This window comes from Streptomyces sp. JK94 (assembly GCF_053613315.1).
The window spans coordinates 21,190-46,908 of sequence record NZ_JBSICH010000039.1; the positions used below are offsets into that span (position 1 = coordinate 21,190).

The following is a 25,719-nucleotide window of genomic DNA, read 5'->3' on the forward strand; positions in this document are numbered from 1 at the left end:
TCTGAGTACCTCTGAAACCGGTGAGGCCGTCCGTTTTCGGCCCTCTCCCAAGGGCCGGGAGGCAAAAGACGGGCAGGGGGTAGGCGGATAGTCATGAATGGAACACGACCCCGACAGGGTGATCAGAGCTCACAGGAAACCCGTGCCCGAGGAACGATGCGGATCTGGCGGTGGGCCAGGTGGGCGGCACTTGTTCTCGCGGTCAGCTGGGCGGTCAGCTGGGTCGTCAATCTTGCCCAGGGTGAAGGAGGGAGGGAGCTGTGGTGGCCTCTGGTCAGTACCGTCATCTGGACAGGGGTCACCGTGAACGGCTTCGTGACCTACCGCCGGATCAAGACAACGACCCTGCCGGCCATCACCAGCCGCACGTCTGCCTGACCACCTCGGCCGGCCCGCTCCCTTGCGCTGCTTCCGCGTGGATGAGCACCGAACGGTGACGCGGTCGTGCGGATGACGAGGGGGATGACGGTGAAAGCGGCCAAGTGGTCGGTGGGCCGTGAACGTCCGGCCCGGCAGGTCGCTGACGGCGAACGGATGACGGCGGGTTGTGCGGTGACATGGGGACGCACGCTGTGGGCCTGTTTCCGCGACGTGGGACCCGCCGCCGCCTTTCGGAAGCGTCCGCTCATGACGAGGACCTGCGGACCATGGCCTACCTGCTGATCGACTCCGCGAGTCTGCAGCGTGGCCGGATCACGGACCTGGTCCTCAAGGGCGACGACCCCGTAGACGCCGACCAGGCAGCCCAGCAGATCAGCCTGGACCACACCCGGCACCCCTGGGTGGGGGAACCATACGAAGGGCTCAGTACCTCCCGCAGAACAACGTAGGGAAGCTTTCCCCTCGTCCTCTCCGAGCCGCGTTGGCAGCAGCGTCAGACGCCGCGTTGGCCATGATGGCGTTTCCCGCTCCGGCGCACGCCGAGGCGGCACGCGGTGCGCAAGCGCCTCAGGCAGGGATGCGCCCCCTCGCTCCGCCGCCGTGCGGCTTCTTCCGGTACAGCGTCCGATCGTCCCGGTTCGCCGCCTGCAACCACTGCGGTCCGACGACGGTTCGGGTACACGTCGACGTCCGAGGGGGAGGCAGCACGAACGACTACCACCTCTGCGTCAGCCCCGGCCGCACGCAGCTACCGGGTGCAGGTCCGAACTATCTCAACGCCTACCGCATCGGCGGCGCCGGCTACCCGAGTGGACAGCACACCGGGCACACGTCCCACTGAGCACTGGTCCCACTCCGGTGGCGAACGGGTCGGAGCCGTGCCACCGGTTCACCCTCGAAGACCGCGGGGACGCCTTCCTCGGGCAACGCCATCCGTTCTCCGCCACTTGGGGTGACCAACCGGCCGATTGCCGTCTTGTCATGGCCTGTTAGCAGCGCTTACTTTTGCCCCTCCTGACGCAATGTCGAGGGGGACCTCCATGGCCGTACGCGGCCGGCACCGCCGGTATCAGCCGAACAGGATCAACCGCGCCTCACTGACCGTCACCGCGGGCGGCGCGGGACTGGCACTCCCGCTCATGGGCACCGGCACGGCGGACGCGGCCGACGTGGGGACCTGGGACAAGGTCGCCGCGTGCGAGTCCACCAACGACTGGGACATCAACTCCGGCAACGGGTACTACGGCGGGTTGCAGTTCACCCAGTCCACCTGGGAGGCGTTCGGCGGCACCGCGTACGCCCCGCGTGCGGATCTGGCCACCAAGGACCAGCAGATCGCCATCGCGGAGAAGGTGCTGGACGGCCAGGGCCCCGGTGCCTGGCCCGTGTGCTCGCAGCGGGCCGGGCTGACCCGGGGCGGTGACACGCCCGACATCCGGCCGGCCGGGGACGCGAGGCCGGACAAGGGCACGGAGAGGACCGCCGAGAAGTCCACCGGGCAGTCCGCCGCGAAGCCGGATTCGGTCAGGGACGTCCAGCCCCAGACCACCCCGCAGTCCCGGGCCGGCAAGGGCCGCATGTACACGGTGGTCACCGGGGACACCCTGTCCGGCATCGCCGGCGACCAGCGGGTCCGCGGCGGCTGGCAGCGGCTCTACGAGGCCAACCGGGAGGCGATCGGAGGGGACCCCGACCTGATCCTGCCGGGCCAGCGCCTGGCGGTGCGCGGCGAGGGGGCCGCCACCGGGGCCCGCACCGAGCGGAAGGCTGCCGACAAGCCCCGGACGGCTGACAAGCCCAAGACGGCCGAGAAGCCCAAGGCGAAGACGGCCGAGCCGCAGCAGAAACAGCAGCAGCAGAAACAGCAGCAACAGAAACAGCAGCAGAAGAAGGCGTCACCCGCCACCGGCAAGGCCAGGACGGAGAAGGCGGCCAAGACCGACACGGCCACCACGCACCGCGCCGTCGTCGCCCCCGTCGACGCCCCCACCGGCACGCCGTACCACCAGGCGGGGTCCTCCTGGTCGAAGGGCTACCACACCGGCGTCGACTTCCCGGTCCCCACCGGCACCTCGGTCAAGTCGGTCGCGGCGGGGCGGGTCGTCAGCGCGGGCTGGGGCGGCTCCTACGGGTACCAGGTGGTCGTCAGGCACGGCGACGGCCGCTACTCGCAGTACGCGCACCTCTCGGCGATCTCCGTCAAGGACGGTCAGTCGGTGGGTGCCGGTCAGCGCCTCGGCCGTTCGGGCTCCACGGGCAACAGCTCGGGCCCGCATCTGCACTTCGAGGTGCGGACGGGGCCGGGCTTCGGTTCGGACGTCGACCCGGTGGCGTACCTGCGGGCCGGCGGGGTCAGGATCTGATCCGGTGCCGGTGCCGGTCCAGCACCGGCGGCGGGACGAACGGGCCGTCGTGGAACGGGCCGAAGTACAGCGGCGGACCGTTCCACTCCGCGGGTTCCCCGGCCTGGAACGCCTCCTCGGCGGGGACGGCGTCCGGGGCCGGCGACGGCTCCGCAGAGGGCGCGGGGACCTTGCCGGACAACGGGACGGCCCGCCGCTCGTGCACGGGCACGTCCTTGCCGAAGGCCTCCCCGGCCGGCGCGGCCCTCGGCCCGATCACCGCCGGCCCGATCACCGCCGGCCCGATCACCGCCGGCACGGCCGCCGTCGGAACGAGCACCGCCGGCACAGTCTCCGCCGGCACGGCCGCCGCCGGGACGACGACCGCCGCCGGAGGGCCCCCGGCCTCCCCGGCGGACTCCCGCGCGATCCGTTCCGTCGTCAGGAGGATCAGCCCGCCCGCGGCCACCACCCCACAGCCCAGCGCCAGCATGGTCCCGGCCGTGCCGTGGCGGAAGGTCTCGCCGAACATCGTGATGCCGACCACCGCGGCCACCACCGGGTTGACGACCGTCAGCGTGGCCAGCGGCGCCGCGAGGCCGGCACCCCGGTAGGAGGCCTGGGACAGCAGCATGCCGGCCGTGGCGAGTACGCCGATCACGGCCAGGGACGGCAGGTCGGCGCCCGAGACGCCACCGGTCCAGTCGACCGCGACCGTCTTGGTGAAGACGGACGACATGCCGAAGGCGATGCCGGACGCGGTCGCCAGCAGGATGCTGCGCACCGCCGGGTGCCGGTGCGCGGCCCGGCCGGCGATCATCAGGGCCACGACCACGCCACCGGTCACGACCGCCGCTCCCACCCGCTGCGCGGTGCCCAGGGACTGCGCGTCGGACGCGCCGACCAGGGACAGCAGACCCGCGAGACCGACCGTCGCCATGAGCGCGCCCCGCCAGGCCGTCGCGCCGGCCCTGCGGCCGACGAACAGCGCCGCCATGGGCAGGGCGAACACGATGGTGAGCGCTCCCAGCGGCTGCACCAGACTCAGCGGACCGAGCGCGAGGGCCACCACGTGCAGCAGGCCGCCGACGCCGTTCAGTGCGACCGCCGCCCACCAGGCGGGCCGGCGCAGCGGAGCGTACTGAACGCCGGGGGAGGACGCCGCGACCTGCTCCTGCACGATCGCCCCGCCCGCGTACGCCACGGCGGAGACGAGCGACAGCAGCACGGACAACGCGAGGGCGCTCATCGGCTGCTCCTCTGCGTGAGGCGGGGGGTCTCGGCCCGGCGCGGCGAACGGTCGTCATCCATGGACAACACGATGCCGTCCCAGGAGCTTCCCGTCGTCGTCCCTGAGCACTCATTGGGTCCTACTGCCGATGGAGTAGGACGACGGTCCCGTCCTCCCCAGGGTGGGCGACTTGCGGCCCGGACCCCCGACCAACGCCCCCCAGGGGCCTTGGTACAACTGCTCTCCGTGGACCTCGACCCCGGCCTCGCCGCCCTCCGCCCGCTCGGCGGCTTCTGCGTGCTGCACGCCTCGCAGCCGTCGCCGGCCGGGCCGTTCCCCACCCTCGCACACGCCTACGCGAAGGACCACGGAGAGCCGGGACGGGGCGGCCCCGTCCCCGGGGACCGCGAGGACCCGCTCGCCTCCCGCGTCCGCAAGGTCGCCGCCGCACTCCCCGCCCCCGAGACCCGTGTCGCCGCCTCGGTGGCCCAGCAGGGGCTCGCGGCCCGCCTGTGGTCGGTGGCGCTGGGCTGCGCCGTCCTCTACGACCGCGTCCCCGACCTGGCCCCGTCGCTGCTGCACTGGGACCCCGACGCCACCGCCCCCGACGACCTGTGGCTCGCCGAGGTGCGCTCGCGGCCGGGTGACGTCGCCACGATCGCGGAGACCGTACTCCACACCCACCTCACGCCGCTGACGACGGTCCTCCACGCCCGCTACGGTGTCGCCACCGGCCTGCTGTGGGGCAACGCGGCCTCCGCGCTGGCCGGGGCGGGCCGGGAACTGGGCCGCTGGGCCCGACGCCACGGCCGTAAGGACACCGCCGCCCGGGCCCGCTCCCTGACCGCCGGCCTGCTCGCCCACCCCCTGCTCACCGGGACCGGTTCGCTCACCGGCGACGCCTTCCGCCGCCGCAGCTGCTGCCTGTACTACCGGGTGCCCGGCGCAGGCGTGTGCGGCGACTGCTGCTTCTCCCGGCCGCCGGAGCCCGCCCGGTCTCCCCGGCCTTCCCGGTCTCCGCAGCTCCCGCGGTCTTCCCCGCGCGCCCCGTCTGAGTGACCATGAAGGGACCAGCCGCCGAGCAGGGGAGGTTCCGGGTGCGTGTGGGACTGCTGACCCGCGAGTACCCGCCGGACGTGTACGGCGGCGCGGGCGTCCACGTGGAGTTCCTCGCCCGGGAGCTCGCCCGCCTCGTCGACCTGGACGTGCACTGCTGGGGCGAGGGCCGCACCGACGGCGTGCTGCGGCACCGCTCCTGGTCCGCGCTCGACGGCGCCAACGACGCGCTGCGCACCTTCTCCGTCGACCTGGCGATGACGGCCGCCCTCGAAGGCCGCGAGCTGGTCCACAGCCACACCTGGTACGCGAACCTCGGCGGCCACCTCGCCAAGCTCCTGTACGGCGTCCCGCACGTGGTGACCGCCCACTCCCTGGAGCCCCTGCGCCCCTGGAAGGCGGAGCAGCTGGGCGGCGGCTACGCGCTGTCGAGCTGGGCCGAGCGCACCGCGTTCGAGAGCGCCGACGCGGTGATCGCCGTCTCCGGCGCCATGCGCGAGGACGTCCTTGCCTGCTACCCGGCCCTGGACGCCTCCCGGGTCCACATCGTGCACAACGGCATCGACACCGCCCTCTACCGGCCCGACCACGGCACCGACGCCCTGGACCGGATCGGTCTGGACCGCTCCCGCCCGTACGTCCTGTTCGTCGGCCGCATCACCCGCCAGAAGGGCGTCCCCCACCTGCTGCGCGCCGTGCGGGACATCGATCCGGCCGCACAGGTCGTGCTGTGCGCCGGCGCTCCGGACACCCCCGAGATCGACCGGGAGTTCCGCGACCTCTTCGCCGAGCTGAGCCGCGCCCGCGAGGGCGTGCACTGGATTCCGAGGATGCTGCCGCGCCCGGAGGTGATCCAGCTGCTGACCCACGCCGCGGTCTTCGTCTGCCCCTCGGTGTACGAGCCCCTCGGCATCGTCAACCTGGAGGCGATGGCGTGCGGCACCCCGGTCGTGGCCTCACGGGTCGGCGGCATCCCCGAGGTCGTGGCGGACGGGGAGACCGGGGTGCTCGTGGCCAGGGGCGGCGGCCCGGACGACGCCGGGGACGAGGTGTTCGAGGCGGGCCTCGCGCGGGCGCTGGACTCCGTGCTCGGCGACCCGGCGGCCGCCCGGCGGATGGGCGAGGCGGGCCGGGAGCGGGCGGTGGACGAGTTCGGCTGGGACGCGGTCGCCCGCCGGACCGTGCGGCTCTACGAGGAGCTCCTCAAACAGGCTTAGGGTGCCCCGCACCGGGGCAGCCGGGGGTGAACGAGGGTGAGGGGAGCGGCCATGCGTCGTGGAGGTCCTTCGGTGCTCGGCATCGTGCTGGCGGGCGGAGAGGGCAAACGTCTGATGCCCCTGACCGCGGACCGCGCCAAACCCGCGGTCACCTTCGGCGGCACGTACCGGCTGGTCGACTTCGTGCTGTCCAACCTGGTCAACGGCGACATCCTGAGGATCTGCGTCCTCACCCAGTACAAGTCGCACTCGCTGGACCGGCACATCACCACCACCTGGCGGATGTCCAGCCTGCTCGGCAACTACGTCACCCCCGTCCCGGCCCAGCAGCGCCTCGGCCCGCGCTGGTACCTCGGCAGCGCCGACGCCATCCTCCAGTCGCTGAACCTGGTCCACGACGAGCAGCCCGAGTACGTCGCGGTCTTCGGCGCCGACCACGTGTACCGCATGGACCCCCGCCAGATGCTCGCCCAGCACATCGAGTCCGGCGCAGGCGTGACCGTGGCCGGGATACGCGTCCCGCGGGGCGAGTCGTCGTCCTTCGGCGTGATCACCCCCGGTTCCGACGGCCGTACCGTCACCGGCTTCCTGGAGAAGCCCGCCGACCCGCCGGGGCTGCCCGGTGACCCCGAGTGCGTCTTCGCGTCGATGGGCAACTACGTCTTCACCACCAAGGCCCTCGTCGAGGCCCTGCAGCGGGACTCCGAGGACGAGGGCTCCGTCCACGACATGGGCGGCTCGATCCTGCCCCAGCTCACCGGCCGGGGCGACGCCGCGCTGTACGACTTCAGCGCCAACCACGTGCCGGGAGAGACCTCCCGGGACCAGGGTTACTGGCGGGACGTCGGCACCCTCGACGCCTACTACGACGCCCACATGGACCTGATCGCCGAGCGTCCCGCCTTCAACCTCTACAACCGCGACTGGCCCGTCTACACCCACTCCGCCCAGCTCTCCCCGGCCCGTTTCAACGCCGGGGGGATGGCCAGCGAGTCGATCATCAGCGCGGGGTGTCTGATCCGCGGGCAGGTCACCCGTTCCGTGCTCTCCCCGGGTGTGGTGGTCGACCCGGGAGCGGTCGTGCAGGGTTCGGTGCTGCACGACAACGTGCACGTCGGCCGCGGAGCGGTGGTGCGCGGGGCGGTGCTGGACAAGAACGTCGACGTGCCGCCGGGCGCGACGATCGGTGTCAATCCCGAGCGGGACACCGAGCTGTACACGGTCTCCAAGGGTGGCGTGATCGCGCTGGGCAAGGGGCAGAGGGTGTCGTGACGGACGGTGGCGGCCCCGGGCGCGTGAGGCGTCCGAGGTTATTGTCATGTCCCTGGACCCCAAGCGGAATCCGTGTTGTCATGCCTGTGCATCGCTGCTGTCGCATCGATGTATGACATCGATGTCCTGAGCCATCAGCCACCACCCGTTCTCGAGGAGAGGGTCAGTGCGCACCAAACGACTCAGAGACCGACTGGCGTTACTGCTCGCCGCCGCACTCGGCGTCGCGGGACTGGCCGCCGCACCGCACGCGAACGCGGAGGCCGGTGAGGCCGCGGAGATCCACGGACTGAAGGGCGAGTACTACACCCAGTCAGCCCCCGGCGCCTTCGACTTCCACGAACTCAAGGCCACCGGCTTCGACCCGCAGCTCGACTTCGACACCCTGGAGTCGCGCCTGAACTTCGCCACCGGGCAGTCCGACGACGTCAGCGTCCGCTGGACCGGCAAGCTGGTGCCGGAGACAACCGGCGCCCACACCTTCTCGGTCACCGGCGACAACGGCTTCCGTCTCTGGATCGGCGGACAGCTCGCCATCGACCACTGGGTCGACGACTGGGACCGTGAACAGACCGCGCAGCCGATCGAGCTGACGGCCGGCCGGCCGTACGACCTCAAGGTGGAGTACTTCGAGCACTTCGGAGGCTCGAATCTCCATCTGCGCTGGACCGAGCCCGGCGGCGGCAAGGAGCCCGTCCCGCAGTCGGCGTTCCGCCTCCCCGACGGCTTCGACTACGACGGGGCGACCGCGACCGCCGTCCTCGGCACCGGACGCACCCTCAGGCTCGACTTCCCGCGCCCGCTCGCCGCGGTCCCGGCCGGCCTCTCCGACCACCTCGAAGCGGTGATCGGCGGCGCCAGGTGGCCCCTGGGAGAGGCCAAGGCCGACCCCGCCGACCCCACCGTCCTGCTCGTCGCCCTCGACGAACCCGTCGTCGGTGACAAGGAGGGTGACGCACCCGGCACCGCCGACGTCCGCTACGACGGCGAAGGCGGCCTCACCGACGCCGAGGGCAACGTTGTCAAGGCCTTCTGGAGCAGCGGCGGCAACCGGTCCACGTACGAACTGCGCACCGCCTGGGCGGACGAGGTCGGACCGGACAACGCCCATCCGGAGTACCCGCGCCCGCAGTTGACGCGCGACGCCTGGCGCAACCTCAACGGCCGATGGCAGTTCGCCGCCGCCGAGGCCGGCGAGCAGCCGCCGGTCGGCAAGGACCTGAAGGAGCGCATCCTCGTCCCGTACCCGGTGGAGTCCCAGCTCTCCGGCGTCCAGCGGCACGAGGACCGCATGTGGTACCGCCGCACCTTCACCGTGCCCCGCGACTGGCGCATCGGCGACGAGCGGCGGCTGCAGCTCAACTTCGGAGCCGTGGACTGGCAGTCCGAGGTGTACGTCAACGGCACCAAGGTCGCCGCGCACAAGGGCGGCTACGACAAGTTCGGCGCCGACGTCACCGACGCGCTGGAGCCCGGCCGTACCCAGGAGCTGATCGTTGGCGTGTACGACCCGACGGACGCCGCCGGCGGGGAGAACCCGCCGGTCGGCAAGCAGCGCCTGGACCCGAGCGGCATCTGGTACACGCCCAGTTCCGGGATCTGGCAGACCGTCTGGATGGAGCCGGTCGCCCGGGACCACGTCGACTCGCTCAAGCTGACCCCCGACGCCGGGGCGGGCACGCTGACGGTCGAGCCCAGGGGCGTGCGCGACGGCGTACGGGTCAGTGCGACGGCGTACGCCGGGCACCGCAAGGTCGCCACGGCGAGCGGACGTACGGGTGAGCCGCTGACCCTCAGGATCCACGAACCGCGCCTGTGGTCGCCCGACGACCCGTTCCTGTACGACCTGAGGGTCACCGTCGGGCACGACCGCGTCGAGAGCTACTTCGGGATGCGCTCCATCGCCGTCGAGAAGGTGGACGGCGTGCCCCGCACGGTCCTCAACGGCGAACCGGTGTTCCTGATGGCCACCCTCGACCAGGGTTTCTGGCCGGACGGCCTGCACACCGCCCCCACCGACGAGGCGCTGGCGTACGACCTGCGGATGCACAAGGAGATGGGCTTCAACTCGGTCCGCAAGCACATCAAGGTGGAGCCCGACCGCTGGTTCTACTGGGCGGACCGGCTCGGCCTGCTGGTGTGGCAGGACATGCCCGCGATGACCGCCGGCGTGAACCCGGACACCGCCGCCCGCGCCGAGTACGAGCGCGAGATGAAGGAGATGATCGACGAACACGTCAGCAGCCCGTCGGTCGTCATGTGGGTCACCTTCAACGAGGGCTGGGGCCAGTACGACATCCAGCGCGTCGCCGAGCAGGCCAAGGCCTGGGACCCGACCCGCCTCGTCAACAACCAGTCGGGCCTGAACCTCGGGGCCGACGGGGGCGCCGGCGACATCATGGACGAGCACGGCTACCCGAGCCCCGCCCTGCCGCCCTCCCCGGACGGCGAACGCGCCCTGGTCACCGGGGAGTACGGCGGCCTCGGTCTCGCGGTGCCGGGACACGCCTGGTCCGTGCAGCAGTCGTACGTCGACGTCGACCCGGAGACGTACACCGACGACTACCTCACCAAGCTCGACGAGGTGCGCGCCCTGGCCTGCAGGGGCAGCAACGGTGCGGTCTACACCCAGATCTCGGACGTCGAGGGCGAGCTGAACGGCCTGCTGACGTACGACCGCGAAGTCGTCAAACCCGACGTGCCGCGGCTCAGGGCGGCACACGAACAGCTGATCGCGGACGTCTCGCGAGCCACACCCGCGAACTGCGTCTGAGCAGGGAAGCACCCGCCGGCCGGGGGAGGGGGCGCACGCAGGCCCGCCGGCCGGGGGAGCGACGCACCGCGCACCAGCGGTACGCCGTCCCCCCCCCCGGCCGGTCCCGGTCCCAGCTCCAGGTCCGGATCCAGGTCCAGTACCGGCCGGCCCCGGTCCCAGGCCCGTCCCGGTCCCCGTCGCGTCCCCCGTCGACGGAAGTCCGCCCGACGCTCCGCCGACGCCGCTTTCACCGAGGCGGCTCCTCGTCCCCGGCGCCCTCACCGGCCAGGGACGACGGCCCCCCCGGCGCCCGGACGCACGGTCGGCCCGCAGCCGTCCGGGTGGGGATTCGCGGCCCCGGCGGCGCCGCCGTCGGGGAGCTGGGCGTGACGAACCCATGGGGCACCCGCAGTCCCGGCCCTTTCGGGGGCTGGGACTTTAAGCTGATGTTAACTGTGCGTAGCTTGATCGTGCTTGACCGTAATCATCGCGGGGCGATTGACTGTTTGTTCCTACGTGTCCCCACGTCGTCCCTGCGAGGCGCGCCCTTGACATCCGACCCGCTCGCCCCCCTCGACCTGGCGTTCTGGAACCTCGAGTCCGCCGAGCACCCCATGCACCTCGCCGCGCTCGGCGTCTTCGCGGCCCGTTCGCCGACCGCGGGCGCCCACGCGGCGGATCTGCTCGCGGCCCGCGCCCCGGGCGTCTGTGGCCTTCGGATGCGCATCCGGGACACCTGGCAGCCGCCGATCGGCCTGCGGCAGCCGTTCTCGTTCGGCGGCGCGGTCCGGGAGCCCGACCCCGGTTTCGACCCGCTCGACCACGTGCGGCTGCACGCCCCGACGACGGACTTCCACGCCCGGGCGGGCCGTCTCATGGAGCGCCCGCTGGAGCGCGGCCGGCCGCCGTGGGAGGCGCACGTGCTGCCGGGCGCGGACGGCGACCGCTTCGCCGTGCTGTTCAAGTTCCATCACGCCCTGGCCGACGGCCTGCGGGCACTGACCCTCGCCGCGGGCATTCTCGACCCGATGGACCTGCCGGCGCCGCGACCGCGCCGTGCGGAGCCCGCCCGGCGGCTCCTGCCGGACGTGCGCGGACTGCCGGAGAGGGTGCGCGGGGCCCTGTCCGACGCGGGCCGCGCCCTCGACATCGGCGCCGCCGCGGCCCTGTCCACCCTCGACGTGCGTTCTTCGGCCGCGCTCACCGCCCGGCCCTCCGGCTCCCGCCGCACCGCGGGCGTCACCGTCGATCTGGACGACGTGCACCGGGTGCGCAAGACCGTCGGCGGCACCGTCAACGACGTCCTGATCGCGGTCGTCGCGGGGGCCCTGCGCACCTGGCTGGACGAACGCGGCGACGGCAGCGAGGGCGTCGCGCCCCGCGCGCTGATCCCCGTCTCCAAACGTCGGCCGCGCACCGCCCACCCGCAGGGCAACCGGCTCTCCGGTTACCTGACGAGGCTGCCGGTCGGTGACCCCGACCCGCTGTCCCGCCTCGCCGCGGTGCGCGCCGCCATGGACCGTAACAAGGACGCAGGGCCGGGCCGGGGCGCCGGTGCCGTCGCCCTGCTCGCCGACCACGTGCCCGCGCTCGGCCACCGCCTCGGCGGACCGCTGGTCGGCACGGCCGCCCGGCTCTGGTTCGACATCCTGGTCACCAGCGTGCCCCTGCCCAGCCCAGGCCTGCGGCTCGGCGGCCACCCGCTCACCGAGGTCTACCCGCTCGCGCCGCTGGCCCGGGGCCACTCCCTGGCGGTGGCCGTCTCGACGTACCGCGGACAGGTCCACTACGGCCTGGTCGCCGACGCGAAGGCCGTGCCGGACCTCGACCGGTTCGCCCTGGCCCTGTCCGGGGAGGTGGAGACCCTGCTCACGGCCTGCGGTGCCTGAGCGGGCGTGTTTGGCGCCCGGGCCCGCCGCTGAAGTAAAATCCGCCGTTCGAAAGCGGGCGCGAGTCGGAGCGCCGCGACGGTGATCAGGAACGGCAGCGGCGATGACGGTGACACAGGACGGTTCGGCGGCCACGGACGAGGTGGTGTACGGCCCGGGCATCGACCCGGAGCGGCTCGCCGTCTGCCTGAGCGTGCTGGAGGAACTCGACGGGCTCGACGTCGACCACCCGGACGCGGTCCGGGTCCGCCGGGCCACCTCGCACATCTACCGGATGGTCAAGCAGCGCCGCCGTCAGGAGCGCCGGGCCGCCAAGACCGCCCACGACAAGGCCGTCACCGAGGCCACCGCCACGGGGTCCGCCGAGCGCATCGACGACGAGACCGAAGGCATCCTGCCCTCCTCCCGTACCGAGGAGGGGAGCATCGCGGGCATACTCCAGCGCCCCCGTTCCTGCTACATCTGCAAGCAGCGCTACACCGAGGTCGACTACTTCTACCACCAGCTCTGCCAGAGCTGCGCCGCCGAGAACCGGGCCCGCCGCGACGCCCGCGCGGACCTCACCGGCAAGCGCGCGCTGCTCACCGGCGGCCGGGCCAAGATCGGCATGTACATCGCGCTGCGCCTGCTGCGCGACGGCGCGCACACCACGGTCACCACCCGCTTCCCCAAGGACGCCATCCGCCGCTTCAAGGCCATGGACGACTCCGCGGACTGGATCCACCGCCTGGAGGTCGTCGGCATCGACCTGCGCGACCCGGCCCAGGCCGTGGCCCTGGCCGACCAGGTCACCGAGCAGGGGCCGCTCGACATCCTGATCAACAACGCCACCCAGACCGTGCGCCGCCTGCCCTCCGCGTACGCCGCGCTGGTCGAGGGCGAGAGCGCCCCGCTGCCGGCGGGCGAGCTGCCCGCCCACCACGTCATCGGCGCCTTCAACTCCGGTGCGGTGGACGGACTGGCGGCGCTGCCCGTCGGCGCCTCGGGGCTCGACGCGCAGAAGGTGGCCGACCTCGCCCTGGTCGCGGGCAACGCCAGCGTGGTCCGCCACCGGGAGGGCACCGCGATCGACGCGGGCGGTCTGGTCCCCGACGTCGTCGACTCCAACACCTGGGTCCAGACCATCGAGCAGATTTCCCCGGTGGAACTGCTCGAAACCCAGCTGTGCAACTACACGTCGCCGTTCATCCTCATCAGCAAGCTGCGGCCGGCGATGGCCGAGGCCGCGCGGAGGGCCGCCGCGGGGCGCGCCTACGTCGTCAACGTTTCGGCGATGGAGGGCGTGTTCGCCCGCGGGTACAAGGGCGCCGGCCACCCGAACACCAACGCGGCCAAGGCAGCCATGAACATGGTCACGCGGACCAGTGCCCAGGAGATGTTCGACAGCGACGGCATCCTGATGACCTCGGTCGACACCGGCTGGATCACCGACGAGCGCCCCCACTTCGACAAGCTGCGTCTGGCCGATGCCGGTTTCCACGCCCCGCTCGACCTGGTGGACGGCGCCGCCCGCGTCTACGACCCGATCGTGCGCGGCGAGGCGGGTGAGGACCTGTACGGCGTCTTCCTCAAGGACTACGCGCCCGGCAAGTGGTGACGGGCCCGACGGGCGCCCCCGGTGCACCGCGTCCCGCGGGCGCACCGGACCAACGGCCCTGATCCGTCGGCCGGCCGGCAGGACGCCGTCCCGCTCGGGTGCGAGCACCGGTGCGCCGGGCGCTCCCGGTGTGCCCGATGTGACGGTGTGCCCGATGCGACGGTGCGGGGACCGCGCGACGCGATCCCCGCCGGGCCCGCTCCCGGCCCTGCGGCCCCGCCAGGGGCCGGGGCCGCAGGGCCTCCCCGCCCCGGCCGCACCTGGCGTGCCGTCACCCCGCCCGGCTCAGTCGACGGCTCCCAGCCGCGCGTGCCGCGCCGCCGTCAGCTCCAGGACCGTACGCCAGTCCTCCAGGACCCCGGCGTCGAACAGGCTGGTGCGCGCCTCCTCGGCCGCCTGGCGCAGGCTGACCAGGTCGTCGTCGTGGGCCCAGGCGTCCGGGTGGGCGTCGCGGCGCAGCAGGCGGGCGACGCGCGCGCCGAGCAGCGGCCGCACCGCCTCGGCGGTCCGGCCGACCGGGTTGCCGGGCCACAGCAGCCGGCCCACGGGCGCCACCAGGCCGGCCACCTGGAGTTCCTTGTCCGCGGGGCGGCGCCGGCGCAGGAGCGCGGCGGTGCGCAGCGCGTGCCCGTGCAGGTCCACCGCCCCGCTGCCGCGCTCCGCGACGGCCCCTTCGCCCCGGCAGGCGTACAGCAGGTCCATCAGCTCGTCGACGCTGCGCAGTTCCATGCCTCGGCCCTCCCACGAGACAGACGTTGCCGACCGGCATCGGACCATGGCGGGCTTGCGCCGCAGCCAACGGCAACTTAACGGTGCCACCCGCCGCCGATGACAATCGAAGGTGTGATCGGGAGCATCGGCCGAACGGGTGAGACGTGCGGGGTGCTGAAACCGTTCAATACCGGGAGAATCGGGCCAACTGGGCGGGATGTGAAGGGCAATGGTTCCCCCATGTTTTGAGCCCCATAGAGCGCACCCCCGCTCATTTGGTTAATCTGAAGCGGACGGACGGCAGTACAGGGCTCCACCCACACCCGAGGTCCGTCATGGGACAAGCCGGTTCACAGCGGCCTGCTCTCGCCCGAGTTGCCGGCGCCACCGCGTCCGAACTGCATGCGACTGAAACCCCAGCGGGCGTCCGGTGCCGAACGGCAGACTCGGCCGACAGGCCCCCAGGGTGACCCGACACATAAGGAGTGCGCGGTGACACCGGAGACGACGAATCCAGAGCAACGCCCCAAGGAACGCATGGATCGCGCGGGCCGCCGGCCCGGCGAGATCGGCAGCCTCGACGTGTGGGCCCGGTCCGCCCCCATCCGCCTCGCGGGCTACGAGGAGGACCTCGCCGAACCCCACATCCTGCCCAGCGTGGACTGACCCGCGGCGCCACCCGCAGGATCGCCGGACGCATGGGCGTGCGAGACTCACGCCCATGCTGATCAGGGAAGCGACGGCCGACGACTGGCCGCACATCTGGCCCTTCTGGCACCGCATCGTCGCGGCCGGCGAGACCTACGCCTGGGACCCGCGGACCTCCGAGGCGGACGCTCGGGCCCTGTGGATGAGCCCCGCCAAACGCGTCTACGTCGCCGAGGACGGGACCGGCGCCGTCGTCGCCTCCGCGTACCTCACCCCCAACTACGGCGGCCCCGCCGCCCGCATCGCCAACGCCGGCTTCATGGTCGACCCCGACCGCGGCGGACGCGGCACCGGACGGGCCCTCGCCGAACACGTGCTGGCCGCCGCCGCGGCCGACGGATACCGGGGCATGGTCTTCAACGCCGTCGTCGAGACCAACCCGGCCGTGCGGCTCTGGACCTCCCTGGGCTTCACCGTCCTGGGCACGGTGCCGGACGCCTTCGACCACCCGCGGCACGGGCGGGTCGGCCTGCACGTCATGTACCGCGCCCTTTAGGGCCGCTCAGTCCAGGGGCGCCGTCCGCCGCCAGGGGCGCAGCGCCTCGATCCGCTCCGCCAGCTCCAGCAGCGCCGCCTCCGAACCCGGCCGGCCCACCAGCTGTACGGCGCAGGGGGCGCCCGAGGGCAGGGTGCCGACCGGCACCGCCATCGCGGGCCAGCCGGTCAGGTTCCACGGCGGCGTGAAGGGCGAGTACGCCGTGTTGGCCACGATGTTGCGCAGCCAGCCCCGCTCGTGCCACGGCCCCGCCTTGGGGGAGCGGCGGGCCAGCGCCGGAGTCAGCAGGACGTCGTACTCGGCGAAGAACGGCTCCAGGCGCGCGCGCAGCGCCCCGCGGCCCTCGCCGGTGGCGGCCGTGCGCGCGAAGGGCCGTCCGACGGTCGCGTGCACCCGGGTCCGCCGGGCCAGCCGCCGCCGGTCCAGGCCCCGGGCCTCCACCGCCGTACCGGCCGTCCAGTGGGCCAGGGCGGTGAGCCCCAGCGAGGCGGGGTAGGACGGGTCGGCCCGCCGCACCTGATGGCCCGCCTTCATGAGCAGGCCGGCCGCCTCGCGGACGGCGTCCGTGTACGGACGGGAGACGGTGACGCCGGCCAGGGGGCTGCGCAGGGAGGCCGCGATCCGCAGCGTGCCGGAGTCCGCGCGGCGCGGCGGCCCGCCGTCCGCGAGGACCGCCAGCATCAGGCGGGCGTCCTCGACCGTCGTGGCCAGCGGCCCGTTCTCGGCCAGGCCGAACCAGTCGCCCTCGCCGATGCCGGCCGGGACCACGCCGTGGCCCGGCTTGATGGTGACGAGACCGCATTTGGCCGCCGGTATGCGCAGTGAGCCCATGCCGTCGTTGCCGAGCGCGAGCGGCACCAGCCCCGCGGCGACCGCGGCGGCGCTGCCGCCCGACGAACCGCCCGCGGAACGGGCCGGGTCCCAGGGGTTGCGGGCCGTGCCGTGCACGCCCTCGGTGGTGCCGAACACACACAGCTCGGGCACGTGGGTGACGCCCACCACCACCGCGCCGGCCGCCCGCAGCCGCGCCACGGTGAGGTGGTCCGCCCCGGCGGGCGTGTCCGGCGTCGCGGCGGAACCGACCAGCACCGACTCGCCGCGCACCGCGATATTGTCCTTGACCGCCACCGGAACGCCGGCCAGCGGAAGTTCGGCCAGATCGCCGCGGGCGCCCACCTCGTCGGCCTCGGCGAGGGCCGCTTCGGCCCGTACCGCGCGGAAGGCGCCGACGCGGCCGTCCAGCCGCTCGATCCGGGCGAGATGCTCCGCCACCACCTCGCGGGGCGTGGCGCGCTTCGCGCGCACGGCGGTGGCGATCTCGACGGCGGTCCGGCCGGCCCAGCTGGTCACGGAGGGCTCCTCGGGGTGCGGGAACGGGCTTACTGGCGAGTACGTGAGAACTCTGCCCGCCCGGACGCCGCCGCGTCGAGAGGGCCGACGGCGGCCCCACTCAGGAGGACCGGGCCGGCCCCCCTGCCGCTACGACCCGTCCGGCGCGCCGGTCAGCCGGGTCGGCGGCAGATACTCACGGACGTACGTCCGCTCCCAGCACGCGCCGGTCTCCCGCAGCTCGCGCCACGTCGTGTACCGGTACCGGAACAGCCGGGCGCGGACGAAGCGCGGCGGCGCGTCGGCCGGGAACGGGGAGCTGCGCAGCAGCTTCAGCGTGGCACGGTCGTTCTCCAGCAGCCGTTCCACGAGGACGCCGAACCATGCCCCGGCGTACGAGGGCGACAGCGCGGCGAACCACATCAGCCAGTCCAGCCGCAGGTGGTAGGGCGCGAACTGGCGTGGCCAGCGCCGGGGATCACCGGGCTTTCCCCGGAACTCGTACTCCCGCCAGTCCGCGTCCGGGCGGCCCGCCTCGTCGGCGGTGCCCTCGATCACCACCTCGTGGCGGACCTGGCCGACACTGCCGAAGGCGCCGTAGGTGTTGACCAGGTGCAGCGGGTCGAAGGAGCGGTTCATCACCTGGCGCCGGGAGATCATGTTGCGTACGGGCCGGTGGCTGAGGAAGAGCAGCAGCACCGACACCGCGAGGACCACGGCCTCGTACCAGAGGGGCGCGGCGGACACGGGCGGCGGATCGGCCGGGAACCGGACCGCCGACAGCGCCAGCACGATGGTGACCCAGTTCAGCCAGGAGAAGTTGCCCGACAGTACCAGCCAGAGCTGGGTGACGATCATCAGCACGGCGGCGGCCGTCGCGACGGGCTGCGGAGCGAACAGCAGGAAGGGCACCACGAGCTGCGTGACGTGGTTCGCGGCCACCTCCACGCGGTGCAGGGGCCGGGGGAGTCGGTGGAAGAACCAGCTCAGCGGGCCGGGCATCGGCTGGGTCTCGTGGTGGTGGTCCAGGCAGGTCAGCTTCCGCCAGCACTCGTCGCCGCGCAGCTTGATCAGCCCCGCACCGAACTCGACCCGGAACAGCAGCCAGCGCAGCAGGAAGAGCACGACGACCGGCGGCGCCACCTCGTCGTTGCCGAGGAAGACGGCGACGAAGCCGGTCTCCAGCAGCAGCGACTCCCAGCCGAAGGAGTACCAGGCCTGCCCGACGTTGACGACGGACAGGTACAGGACCCACGGCACCAGCCACAGCAGCATGGCGCCCCACAGCGGCAGCAGCGAGTCCAGCCCCGCCACCAGCGCCGCCGACACCGCGCAGCCCGCCCAGGCGCAGAGCGCGAAGAGGCGGTCCGAGTAGCGGAGCTGGAACAGGCTGGGCGCCCGCCGGAACGGCACCCGCGCGACGAAGCGGGGCACGGGCAGCATGCCGCGCTCGCCGATCAGCGGACGGAACTGCAGGGCGGCCGTCAGGAAGGCGACCAGGTACACGACGGCCAGCGCCCGCTGGAAGACCAGCCTGCTCAGCCAGTAGTCGGGTGCGGTGAACCACTCCACGGCCGCGCTCCTCTCGTACGATCACGCTCTGTGTACCCCGGTGGGCAGGCGGCTCCTCGCCCGACCCGGCCGGCGGACAGGAGTCGAAGAATCGGACGAATGCTGGCAAGGTGGGGCTCATGGTTGATCGGGGAGCGAGTGCCCCGTCACTCCCGGACGACTGGCCCGCCCACCCGGACCCGATTCTGGCGCTCAACCGCATGGGCAGCTTCGACTGGGACCTGGACGCCGGGCTGTTCCAGATGGACGCGCAGGCCCACGAGGTGTTCGACCTGCGTCCCGAGGAGTACGACGGACGGCCCGAGTCGTTGTCGGTGCGCGTCCCCACGGCCGAGGGCCGCCGCCTGGACGCCCTGGTCGCCCAGGCGATCAAGGACGGCAGTGAGAACTACGGCACCTACTTCCGTCTGCGCCGCCGCGACGGCACCCTGCGCTGGACCCGTACGCAGGGCTACATCCGCCGCGACGAGACCGGCCGCCCCCGCCGCATCATCGGCATCGTCCGCGACGCCACCCAGGAGATCGGCGACATCGAGGACCGCCGCGAGCAGGCCGCGCAGGACGAGGCCCGCCGCCGGCTCACCAACGTCGTCCAGCTCGCCACGGCCGCCCTCGCGCACGCCCGCACGGTGGACGAGGTCATCGAGGTCCTGCGCGACACCCACGGCCTCACCCGCCTGGGCGCCACCAGCCTCGTGATGGGCCTGGTCGAGGCCGGCCGCATCCGGCTGGTCGCCGACGGCCCCGACAACAGCTTCGTCCCCGGCACCCGCCTCACCCGGATCGACGAGCCCTACCCGATGAGCGAGGCCGTACGAACCCTCAGCCCCCGCTTCATCGAGTCGCCGGAGGAGTTCGCGGAGTGCTACCCCTTCCTGTGGCAGCACATCACCCACCTGAACATCACCGCGGCCGCCTACCTGCCGCTGATCGCCCAGGGCCGGCCGATCGGCGCCATCGGCCTGCTCTACAGCGACCGGCGCGGATTCTCCCCGGAGGACCGCAACGTGCTGGTCGCGCTCGGCAGCGGTATCGCGCAGAGTCTGCAGCGGGCCATGCTCTACGAGCAGGAGATGGACCTCGCCGAGGGCCTCCAGCAGGCCATGCTGCCGCGCACCATACCCAGCGTGCCCGGCTGCGACGTCGCCGTCCGCTACCGCGCCGCCACCCTCGGCGGAGCCTTCGGCCGTGACATCGGCGGCGACTGGTACGACCTGATCCCGCTGCCCGGCGGACGCGTCGGTGCCGTCATCGGCGACGTCCAGGGCCACGACACGCACGCCGCCGCCGTCATGGGCCAGCTGCGCATCGTGCTGCGCGCCTACGCCGCCGAGGGCCACCCGCCGGCCACCGTGATGGCGCGGGCCTCCGTCTTCCTCCACGAACTCGACACCGACCGCTTCGCGACCTGCCTGTACGCGGAGGCCGACCTGGCCACCGGGGTGGTCCAGGCGGTCCGCGCCGGGCACATCGATCCCCTGCTGCGGTACGGCGACGGCAGCTGCCGCCGCGTGTCCGTCGAGGGCGGGCTGCCGCTCGGCCTGTCCGCCGCGTTCGGGCGCCTCGCCTATCCGGTCTCCACCGTCGAGCTGGACCCCGGCCACACGCTGCTGCTGTGCACCGACGGGCTGGTCGAGCAGCCCGGCGCCGACCTCGACGAGGGGATGGACGTCCTCGCGGCCCTGGTCGCCTCCGGCCCGCAGGACGTGGCGGACCTGGCCGACCGGCTCATCGACGTGGCCGAGGAACGCCGCGGTGACGACGACGTGGCGCTGCTCCTGCTGCGCCGGCGCGGGCTGGGAGTGCCGCGGACCTTCGGCCGGCTCCAACAGCACGTGTCACCGGGCGACCCGGAGGCCCTCGCCGAGGCCCGGCACATGATCCGCGCCGCCGTCCGCACCTGGGGCGCCGAGAACCAGACCGACGAGATCGAGCTGGTCGCCGACGAACTGGTCACCAACGCCCTCATGCACACCGAGGGCTCCGCAATCGTCACCCTGCGGCTGCTCACCGGCACCGACCGGCGGCTGCGGGTCGAGGTCGAGGACTCCTCCAGCGCCCTGCCGCGCCGCCGGGAGGCAGGGGAGTGCGGGGTCTCCGGGCGGGGGCTGTTCCTGGTCGAGACGCTCGCCGACCTGTGGGGCGTGGAGGCGCGCGGGAGCGGCAAGTGCGTGTGGTCCGAGTTCGTGGTCTCCCACCGCCCGGGCTGACTCCCGCTGGCACTGTCGCTGCCCGGTGGCACTCTGGACGTATGCCCGAACTGCCCGAGGTCGAGGCGCTCAGGGACTTCCTGACCGAGCACCTCGTCGACCGCGAGATCGTCCGTGTGCTGCCCGTGGCGATCAGCGTCCTGAAGACGTACGCCCCCGCGCCCGCCGCCCTGGAGGGCCACCGGGTGGCCGCCGTGCACCGCTACGGCAAGTTCCTCGGCGTCGAGACCGCCGGCGGCCCGCACCTGGTCACCCATCTGGCCCGCGCGGGCTGGCTGCACTGGAAGGACAGTCTCCCCGACGGCCTTCCCCGGCCCGGCAAGGGCCCCCTGGCGCTGCGCGTCGCCCTGGACACCGGGGCCGGCTTCGACCTGACGGAGGCGGGCACCCAGAAGCGCCTCGCCGTGTACGTCGTGGCCGACCCGCGGGAGGTGCCGGGGGTGGCCCGGCTCGGCCCGGACCCCCTCGCCGAGGACTTCGACGAGGCCCGCTTCGCCGCCCTCCTGGCGGGCGAGCGGCGGCAGCTCAAGGGAGCCCTGCGCGACCAGAGCCTGCTCGCGGGCGTGGGGAACGCGTACAGCGACGAGATCCTGCACGCGGCCGGGATGTCCCCCTTCAAACTGGCCGCTTCCCTCACCGACGAGGAGATGGCACGGCTGTACGGGGCACTGCGCGCCACGCTCACCGAGGCGGTCGAGCGGTCCCGGGGCCTCGCGGCCGGCCGGCTGAAGGCCGAGAAGAAGAGCGGGCTACGGGTGCACGGCCGCACCGGTGAGCCGTGCCCGGTGTGCGGCGACACCGTCCGGGAGGTCTCCTTCAGCGACTCCTCGCTCCAGTACTGCCCGACCTGCCAGACCGGCGGCAAGCCGCTGGCGGACCGGAGGCTGTCCCGGCTGCTCAAGTAGCGCGGCCCGGCCCGCCCGGGGAGGACCGTGTGCGCGCCCCTCACCCGGCTCCCGTGCGGGTCCTCACCCTGTTCCCGTGCGGGTCCTCACCCTGTTCCCGTGCGGGCGCCCACTCGGCTCCCGCGCGGGGCGCCCGGCCCGGTGACCGCTCAGCCGGCGGGAAGCGTCACCAGGCGTTCCCCGTCCGCGGTCCGCACCTCGTAGCGGGCGATCCGGTCGGGAGGCAGGGCCGCTGCGCCGCGCATGGTGTTCGCCCCGGCGCCGTGCCCGGGGTCCTTCCAGCTGGTGACGGTCTGCTCGGTGCCGTCACGGCCGACGGCGATCAGCCGGCAGGTGTGCGGGCCCGACCCGTCCCTGACCTCCAGTTCCACCTCGGTGCCCCAGGACTCGTGCGCGGCCGTGACCCGCGCCCACACCCCGGACCGCTCGTCGGTCGCGGTCAGCCGCACCGCCGTGTCGGACCGGCTCGCGTAGAGGACGGCTCCGGGACCGGCCACGGCGCACACGACCGCGGCGGCCACGGCGAACAGCACCCGCCTGCGGACGACCCGGCGGCGCAGGGCCGCCTCGGACAGCAGGCGGTCCAGCAGCCGGGGTCCGGGCCGGGTCAGGGGAGGGACGAGCCGAGGTGTCGTCCGCCGGTACAGCATCAACTGCCGGGTGGCGGGGCCGAACGCGGTCACCTGCGCCGCGCACCGGGGGCACTCCATGAGGTGGTCCTCGAAGCGGAACGCCTCCGCCTCGTCCAGCACGCCGAGTGCGTAGGCGCCGACGTCGCGATGCCTCTCCAGGGACCTCATGCCGAATCCTCGTGCCGTTGGGTGCGGGTGGGGTTACTCCGTGCTCCCACCCGTACGCACCGCACAGCGGAATCACTCAAGTCGCGGACACAATCACGGCCAAGGGATTCGGAGCGGAACGGCCCGTGGATTGGTCCGGCCCCGGACGGAGTCGGTGAGCCGGCGGCGCCTAGAAGAGGTGGATGGCGAGGTGGCCGAGCGGCAGGCCCAGCTGCCAGGCCGGCGTCCACACCTTCGGTTCCTCCTCCTCCGCGGTCGCCGCCCCGCCCGGCACCGCGTTCAGGTCGGGGGCGAGCAGTTCGGTGTCCTCCAGCCAGCGCCACGCCGCCCGGGCCAGTTCCAGGTCCGGCGAGTGCCGGCCGGCGGCGGCCGTGTCGGCCGTGACCTCGGCCAGACGCTCCCGCACCCACGCGTGCCACGGCTGGTCGTAGGCGGTCAGCGACAGCCAGGTCTCCAACCGGGTGATCACGCGGATGCCGCTCAGCTCACCGTCGGTGTCGGACAGGAAGACGGTCAGCGCCAGGGCGTCGCGCCCGGCGCGGAACTCGAAGGACGTGGGTGGCATCAGGTCGCCGGTCCGCAGCAGCTCGTCGGCGATGTACTCGGCGTACAACCAGGCCATGGGGACGGTCACGCCGCCCCCGCCGGTGCCGTCCGTGCTCTCTTGGCCTCTGTGCGGCATCCCTTCCTGCCTTCCTCCGGTGCGTGCGCGTCGCCCGGCCCGCGGGTCATGGGCCCCCGTCCGGAACACGGATGAGGACAGCCGATTACTCAACCGGGGTCCAGGGCAAGGCGCTTTGCGGAGGCTTGACCATGGGGCCGGTTTCACCGCAGGTCGGCGGCGTAACCCGGCAGAACCCTGCGCAGGGCGCGCAGCGCGTAGTACGCGCGGGACTTCACGGTACCGGGCGGGATGCCGAGGGCCGCCGCGGCTTCCGCCACACTCGCCCCCTGGAAGTACACCAGCACCAGAACTTCACGGTGCTCCGGAGTGAGTGTCTTCACAGCCTCGCGCACGTCCAGGGCCGCGGCGGCCCGTTCGGCGTGATCGGCGCAGACCGGCGCGTTCTCCAGGACGGCGTCGCCGACCTCCGCGGGCCGTGCCTGCCGGGCCCGGCGTGCGTCGATGGCCAGACGCCGGGCCACGGTGAGCAGCCAGGGCCGTACGGAGTCGAAGTCGTCGGCGCGCAGGGCCTCGGGGTGCTGCCAGGCGCGGACCAGGGTCTCCTGCACCAGGTCCTCGGCGCGCTGCCGGTCGCCGTCGCTGAGCCGCAGCAGCAGCGCGAACAGCAGCCGGCCGTGCTCGCGCTGCAGTGCGGCGAGTTCGTGCTCGGCGGTCGTCGCGCTCGTCCTGTCCATCAGGGTGATTCCGGCCGTCATGGCCGTATGGCATCGCAGGCCGCCGTCCGGGGACAGGGCGCACGCACGGGTGTGCGACGGACGGTCGATCGCGTCGACGAACGGTTCGACGAACGGTCGGCGCTCCCCGTTCGGGTACGCCGGACGGGCCAATGGGCGTGTCGGAGCCGCCCGGGGCGACCTGAGCCTCATTTCCTGTTCGTAGGTAAATGTGACTTTCATCGGTGTGTGCGACCCCCGCGGAGTGAACGGATGATCACACGCAGTCGACAGGTGGCCCTGGCCCTGACCGCCCTTCTCGCCGTGGGCGCGGCCTGCCAGGCCCGCGACCACGAACCCCCGGGGCGACCGGCCCCGGCCCCCTCCGCCCCGGACACCGGCGTCTTCACCCTGGTCGCCTCCGGCGACGTACTGCCGCACGACTCGATCATCGAACGGGCCCGCTTCGACGCGGGCGGCATCGGCTACGACTTCCGTCCGATGCTGGCCGGCGCCCGGCCCGTCGTCTCGCGTGCCGGCCTGGCCCTGTGCCACATGGAGACCGTGTACGGCGCGAACGGCGACTACAGCGGCTACCCCCTCTTCAAGTCCCCGCCCGAGGTGGCCGAGGCGCTGGCGGCCACCGGCTACGACGGCTGCTCCACCGCCTCCAACCACAGCGTCGACGACGGCGCCGAGGGCATCCGCCGCACCCTGGACGCCCTCGACCGCGCCGGCGTACGGCACGCCGGGACGTCGCGCACCGAGGCCGAGGCGCGCACGGCGACGGTCCTGCGCGCGGGCCGGGCCAAGGTCGCCCACCTCGCCTACACCCTCCACACCAACGGCCACCCGGTGCCCGACGGGCAGCCCTGGGCGGTCGGCTTGATCGACGAGGAGCGGATCCTCGCCGACTCCCGGGCCGCGCGCGAGGCCGGCGCGGACATCGTCGCGGTGTCCCTGCACTGGGGCACCGAATGGCAGGACGAGCCCGACCGGGACCAGCTGTCCCTGGCCGAGAGCCTGACCGCCGCCCGGACCGGGGGTCGTCCCGACATCGACCTGATCCTCGGCACCCACGCGCACGTCCCGCAGGCGTACGAGAAGGTCAACGGCACCTGGGTCGTCTACGGCATGGGCGACCAGATCGCGGGCGAGATGATCAACGACGAGGGGAAGCGCGACCCGCGCGGCAACCAGTCGACCATCGGCCGTTTCACCTTCGCCCCGCCCGCCCGGCCCGGTGAACGCTGGCGTGTGACCAGGGCCGAGTTCGTCCCGCAGCTCTTCGACGTCGACGCCGGCCGGGTGGTGAACCTCAACCGCGCGCTGGAGAAGGGCGCCGAGGTGCGTGCCGTGCGCGACCGCATCCGCGATGTGGTGCTCAGCCGGGGCGCGGCCGGGGACGGGCTGGTGATGGGGGAGTAGGTCACCCCTCGTCCACGTGGTCCAGGGCCGTCAGCATCGACCCGAGCACCCTCAGGCAGGTGTCCACGTCGGCGTCGGTGAGGTCGCCGCCGACCTCGCGCAGCAGTCGGTGCTCCCGGTCCAGGACGGCGGTGACGGTGACCCGGCCCCGGTCGGTGAGCCGGATCAGCGACGACCGCCGGTGCGACGGGTTGGGGATGCTCTCCACCAGGTCCTGTGCCGCGGCCTCGTTGACCATCCGCTGCACGAACTGACGGCTGATCGCCTGGGCCCGGCCCATCTGCGGCACGGTCATCGGCCCGTGCCGGTGCAGCAGGGCCAGTACGGCGCGGACGCCGACGGACAGGCCGTCGGCGGTCAGGCCCTGCTCGACACTGCGCTGCGCACGCCGGTAGAGGGGGCCGACCAGGTCGTAGACCTCGGTGAGGCGCAGGGCGAGGGCGTCGGGGGGGAGGGGTGCGTCGATGTCCTTCACCCGACCA

21 protein-coding genes and 2 pseudogenes are annotated in these 25,719 nt (G+C 73.1%); 15 read left to right on the forward strand and 8 right to left on the reverse strand.

Annotated features, from left to right (window positions below; genetic code table 11):
* The first annotated feature begins 647 nt into the window (after window positions 1-647).
* From ACVV2G_RS28460 to ACVV2G_RS28475, 4 genes and pseudogenes are all read left to right on the forward strand, one after another.
* A complete protein-coding gene (locus ACVV2G_RS28460; protein WP_453845640.1) occupies window positions 648-830 on the forward strand; it encodes a hypothetical protein in 183 nt (60 codons plus the stop codon).
* A 128-nt stretch (window positions 831-958) separates the two neighbouring features.
* Window positions 959-1,222 carry a DUF6355 family natural product biosynthesis protein gene (locus ACVV2G_RS28465; RefSeq protein WP_453845641.1) on the forward strand — a complete coding sequence of 88 codons (264 nt, stop codon included), beginning with the start codon at window positions 959-961 and terminating at the stop codon, window positions 1,220-1,222.
* Window positions 1,223-1,421: 199 nt separating this feature from the next.
* Window positions 1,422-2,139 (forward strand): annotated as a pseudogene (locus ACVV2G_RS28470) (transglycosylase family protein); the annotation flags it as partial.
* Window positions 2,140-2,426: 287 nt separating this feature from the next.
* Window positions 2,427-2,744, forward strand: a pseudogene (locus ACVV2G_RS28475) (M23 family metallopeptidase); the annotation flags it as partial.
* On the opposite strand, the gene ACVV2G_RS28480 reads toward ACVV2G_RS28475, so the two are convergent.
* Window positions 2,734-3,972, reverse strand: coding sequence for a DMT family transporter (locus tag ACVV2G_RS28480; RefSeq protein WP_453845642.1), 1,239 nt, complete (start codon window positions 3,970-3,972; stop codon window positions 2,734-2,736). The pseudogene ACVV2G_RS28475 and the gene ACVV2G_RS28480 overlap by 11 nt on opposite strands.
* Window positions 3,973-4,200: 228 nt before the next feature.
* On the opposite strand from ACVV2G_RS28480, the gene ACVV2G_RS28485 reads away from it, so the two are divergent.
* The 6 genes from ACVV2G_RS28485 (at window position 4,201) to ACVV2G_RS28510 (ending at window position 13,740) form a co-directional block, all read left to right on the forward strand.
* The gene (locus tag ACVV2G_RS28485; protein WP_453845643.1) at window positions 4,201-5,013 is read left to right on the forward strand and encodes a (2Fe-2S)-binding protein; all 813 of its coding nucleotides are present in this window, start codon (window positions 4,201-4,203) and stop codon (window positions 5,011-5,013) included.
* Between the two features lie 38 nt (window positions 5,014-5,051).
* Window positions 5,052-6,227: a glycogen synthase gene (glgA, locus tag ACVV2G_RS28490; protein ID WP_453845708.1), complete on the forward strand. Its 1,176-nt coding sequence runs from the start codon at window positions 5,052-5,054 to the stop codon at window positions 6,225-6,227.
* A gap of 51 nt (window positions 6,228-6,278) precedes the next feature.
* Complete coding sequence (gene glgC / locus ACVV2G_RS28495) at window positions 6,279-7,499, forward strand: glucose-1-phosphate adenylyltransferase (RefSeq protein WP_453845644.1); 1,221 nt, start codon at window positions 6,279-6,281, stop codon at window positions 7,497-7,499.
* A 166-nt stretch (window positions 7,500-7,665) separates the two neighbouring features.
* The gene (locus tag ACVV2G_RS28500; RefSeq protein ID WP_453845645.1) at window positions 7,666-10,272 is read left to right on the forward strand and encodes a PA14 domain-containing protein; all 2,607 of its coding nucleotides are present in this window, start codon (window positions 7,666-7,668) and stop codon (window positions 10,270-10,272) included.
* A gap of 530 nt (window positions 10,273-10,802) precedes the next feature.
* Window positions 10,803-12,143, forward strand: a complete 1,341-nt coding sequence (locus tag ACVV2G_RS28505; protein ID WP_453845646.1) for a wax ester/triacylglycerol synthase family O-acyltransferase — start codon at window positions 10,803-10,805, stop codon at window positions 12,141-12,143.
* 103 nt (window positions 12,144-12,246) lie between these two features.
* The gene (locus ACVV2G_RS28510) at window positions 12,247-13,740 is read left to right on the forward strand and encodes an SDR family NAD(P)-dependent oxidoreductase (RefSeq protein WP_453845647.1); all 1,494 of its coding nucleotides are present in this window, start codon (window positions 12,247-12,249) and stop codon (window positions 13,738-13,740) included.
* Between the two features lie 285 nt (window positions 13,741-14,025).
* Here ACVV2G_RS28510 and ACVV2G_RS28515 read toward each other — a convergent pair whose 3' ends face one another.
* On the reverse strand, window positions 14,026-14,469 hold the full coding sequence (locus tag ACVV2G_RS28515; RefSeq protein WP_453845648.1) for a hypothetical protein: 444 nt from the start codon (window positions 14,467-14,469) through the stop codon (window positions 14,026-14,028).
* A gap of 519 nt (window positions 14,470-14,988) precedes the next feature.
* Between ACVV2G_RS28515 and ACVV2G_RS28520 the strand changes: the two genes are divergently transcribed.
* Window positions 14,989-15,117, forward strand: coding sequence for a hypothetical protein (locus ACVV2G_RS28520; RefSeq protein WP_453845712.1), 129 nt, complete (start codon window positions 14,989-14,991; stop codon window positions 15,115-15,117).
* Window positions 15,118-15,172: 55 nt separating this feature from the next.
* Window positions 15,173-15,655 carry a GNAT family N-acetyltransferase gene (locus ACVV2G_RS28525; RefSeq protein WP_453845649.1) on the forward strand — a complete coding sequence of 161 codons (483 nt, stop codon included), beginning with the start codon at window positions 15,173-15,175 and terminating at the stop codon, window positions 15,653-15,655.
* A 6-nt stretch (window positions 15,656-15,661) separates the two neighbouring features.
* Here the strand turns inward: ACVV2G_RS28525 and ACVV2G_RS28530 are convergent, their stop codons facing one another.
* Both ACVV2G_RS28530 and ACVV2G_RS28535 read right to left on the reverse strand, forming a co-directional pair.
* Complete coding sequence (locus tag ACVV2G_RS28530; protein ID WP_453845650.1) at window positions 15,662-17,005, reverse strand: amidase; 1,344 nt, start codon at window positions 17,003-17,005, stop codon at window positions 15,662-15,664.
* Window positions 17,006-17,134: 129 nt separating this feature from the next.
* Entirely contained in the window at window positions 17,135-18,556 is a 1,422-nt protein-coding gene (locus tag ACVV2G_RS28535; RefSeq protein ID WP_453845651.1) for a lipase maturation factor family protein, read from the reverse strand.
* A gap of 119 nt (window positions 18,557-18,675) precedes the next feature.
* Between ACVV2G_RS28535 and ACVV2G_RS28540 the strand changes: the two genes are divergently transcribed.
* Both ACVV2G_RS28540 and ACVV2G_RS28545 read left to right on the forward strand, forming a co-directional pair.
* Window positions 18,676-20,766 (forward strand): SpoIIE family protein phosphatase, encoded by a 2,091-nt coding sequence (locus tag ACVV2G_RS28540; RefSeq protein ID WP_453845652.1) that lies wholly within the window; start codon window positions 18,676-18,678, stop codon window positions 20,764-20,766.
* Window positions 20,767-20,807: 41 nt separating this feature from the next.
* Window positions 20,808-21,671 carry an Fpg/Nei family DNA glycosylase gene (locus ACVV2G_RS28545; RefSeq protein ID WP_453845653.1) on the forward strand — a complete coding sequence of 288 codons (864 nt, stop codon included), beginning with the start codon at window positions 20,808-20,810 and terminating at the stop codon, window positions 21,669-21,671.
* Window positions 21,672-21,820: 149 nt separating this feature from the next.
* On the opposite strand, the gene ACVV2G_RS28550 is transcribed toward ACVV2G_RS28545, so the two are convergent.
* The 3 genes from ACVV2G_RS28550 to ACVV2G_RS28560 form a co-directional block, all read right to left on the reverse strand.
* Window positions 21,821-22,471, reverse strand: coding sequence for a zf-HC2 domain-containing protein (locus ACVV2G_RS28550; RefSeq protein WP_453845654.1), 651 nt, complete (start codon window positions 22,469-22,471; stop codon window positions 21,821-21,823).
* A 169-nt stretch (window positions 22,472-22,640) separates the two neighbouring features.
* Window positions 22,641-23,153 carry a hypothetical protein gene (locus tag ACVV2G_RS28555; protein WP_453845655.1) on the reverse strand — a complete coding sequence of 171 codons (513 nt, stop codon included), beginning with the start codon at window positions 23,151-23,153 and terminating at the stop codon, window positions 22,641-22,643.
* 143 nt (window positions 23,154-23,296) lie between these two features.
* Window positions 23,297-23,851 carry a sigma-70 family RNA polymerase sigma factor gene (locus ACVV2G_RS28560; RefSeq protein ID WP_453845656.1) on the reverse strand — a complete coding sequence of 185 codons (555 nt, stop codon included), beginning with the start codon at window positions 23,849-23,851 and terminating at the stop codon, window positions 23,297-23,299.
* 231 nt (window positions 23,852-24,082) lie between these two features.
* Between ACVV2G_RS28560 and ACVV2G_RS28565 the strand changes: the two genes are divergently transcribed.
* On the forward strand, window positions 24,083-25,237 hold the full coding sequence (locus ACVV2G_RS28565) for a CapA family protein (RefSeq protein WP_453845657.1): 1,155 nt from the start codon (window positions 24,083-24,085) through the stop codon (window positions 25,235-25,237).
* 1 nt (window position 25,238) lies between these two features.
* Here the strand turns inward: ACVV2G_RS28565 and ACVV2G_RS28570 are convergent, their stop codons facing one another.
* Window positions 25,239-25,712, reverse strand: coding sequence for a MarR family winged helix-turn-helix transcriptional regulator (locus ACVV2G_RS28570; protein ID WP_453845658.1), 474 nt, complete (start codon window positions 25,710-25,712; stop codon window positions 25,239-25,241).
* Window positions 25,713-25,719 lie beyond the last annotated feature (7 nt).

Bases quoted from the DNA above. Each gene is read 5' to 3' on its own strand.
- ACVV2G_RS28460 (WP_453845640.1), top strand. From the start codon at position 648: ATGGCCTACCTGCTGATCGACTCCGCGAGTCTGCAGCGTGGCCGGATC.
- ACVV2G_RS28465 (WP_453845641.1), top strand. From the start codon at position 959: ATGCGCCCCCTCGCTCCGCCGCCGTGCGGCTTCTTCCGGTACAGCGTC.
- ACVV2G_RS28480 (WP_453845642.1), bottom strand. From the start codon at position 3,972: ATGAGCGCCCTCGCGTTGTCCGTGCTGCTGTCGCTCGTCTCCGCCGTG.
- glgC (WP_453845644.1), top strand. From the start codon at position 6,279: ATGCGTCGTGGAGGTCCTTCGGTGCTCGGCATCGTGCTGGCGGGCGGA.
- ACVV2G_RS28510 (WP_453845647.1), top strand. From the start codon at position 12,247: ATGACGGTGACACAGGACGGTTCGGCGGCCACGGACGAGGTGGTGTAC.
- ACVV2G_RS28515 (WP_453845648.1), bottom strand. From the start codon at position 14,469: ATGGAACTGCGCAGCGTCGACGAGCTGATGGACCTGCTGTACGCCTGC.
- ACVV2G_RS28520 (WP_453845712.1), top strand. From the start codon at position 14,989: ATGGATCGCGCGGGCCGCCGGCCCGGCGAGATCGGCAGCCTCGACGTG.
- ACVV2G_RS28525 (WP_453845649.1), top strand. From the start codon at position 15,173: ATGCTGATCAGGGAAGCGACGGCCGACGACTGGCCGCACATCTGGCCC.
- ACVV2G_RS28540 (WP_453845652.1), top strand. From the start codon at position 18,676: ATGGTTGATCGGGGAGCGAGTGCCCCGTCACTCCCGGACGACTGGCCC.
- ACVV2G_RS28545 (WP_453845653.1), top strand. From the start codon at position 20,808: ATGCCCGAACTGCCCGAGGTCGAGGCGCTCAGGGACTTCCTGACCGAG.
- ACVV2G_RS28550 (WP_453845654.1), bottom strand. From the start codon at position 22,471: ATGAGGTCCCTGGAGAGGCATCGCGACGTCGGCGCCTACGCACTCGGC.
- ACVV2G_RS28555 (WP_453845655.1), bottom strand. From the start codon at position 23,153: ATGCCGCACAGAGGCCAAGAGAGCACGGACGGCACCGGCGGGGGCGGC.
- ACVV2G_RS28560 (WP_453845656.1), bottom strand. From the start codon at position 23,851: ATGACGGCCGGAATCACCCTGATGGACAGGACGAGCGCGACGACCGCC.
- ACVV2G_RS28565 (WP_453845657.1), top strand. From the start codon at position 24,083: ATGATCACACGCAGTCGACAGGTGGCCCTGGCCCTGACCGCCCTTCTC.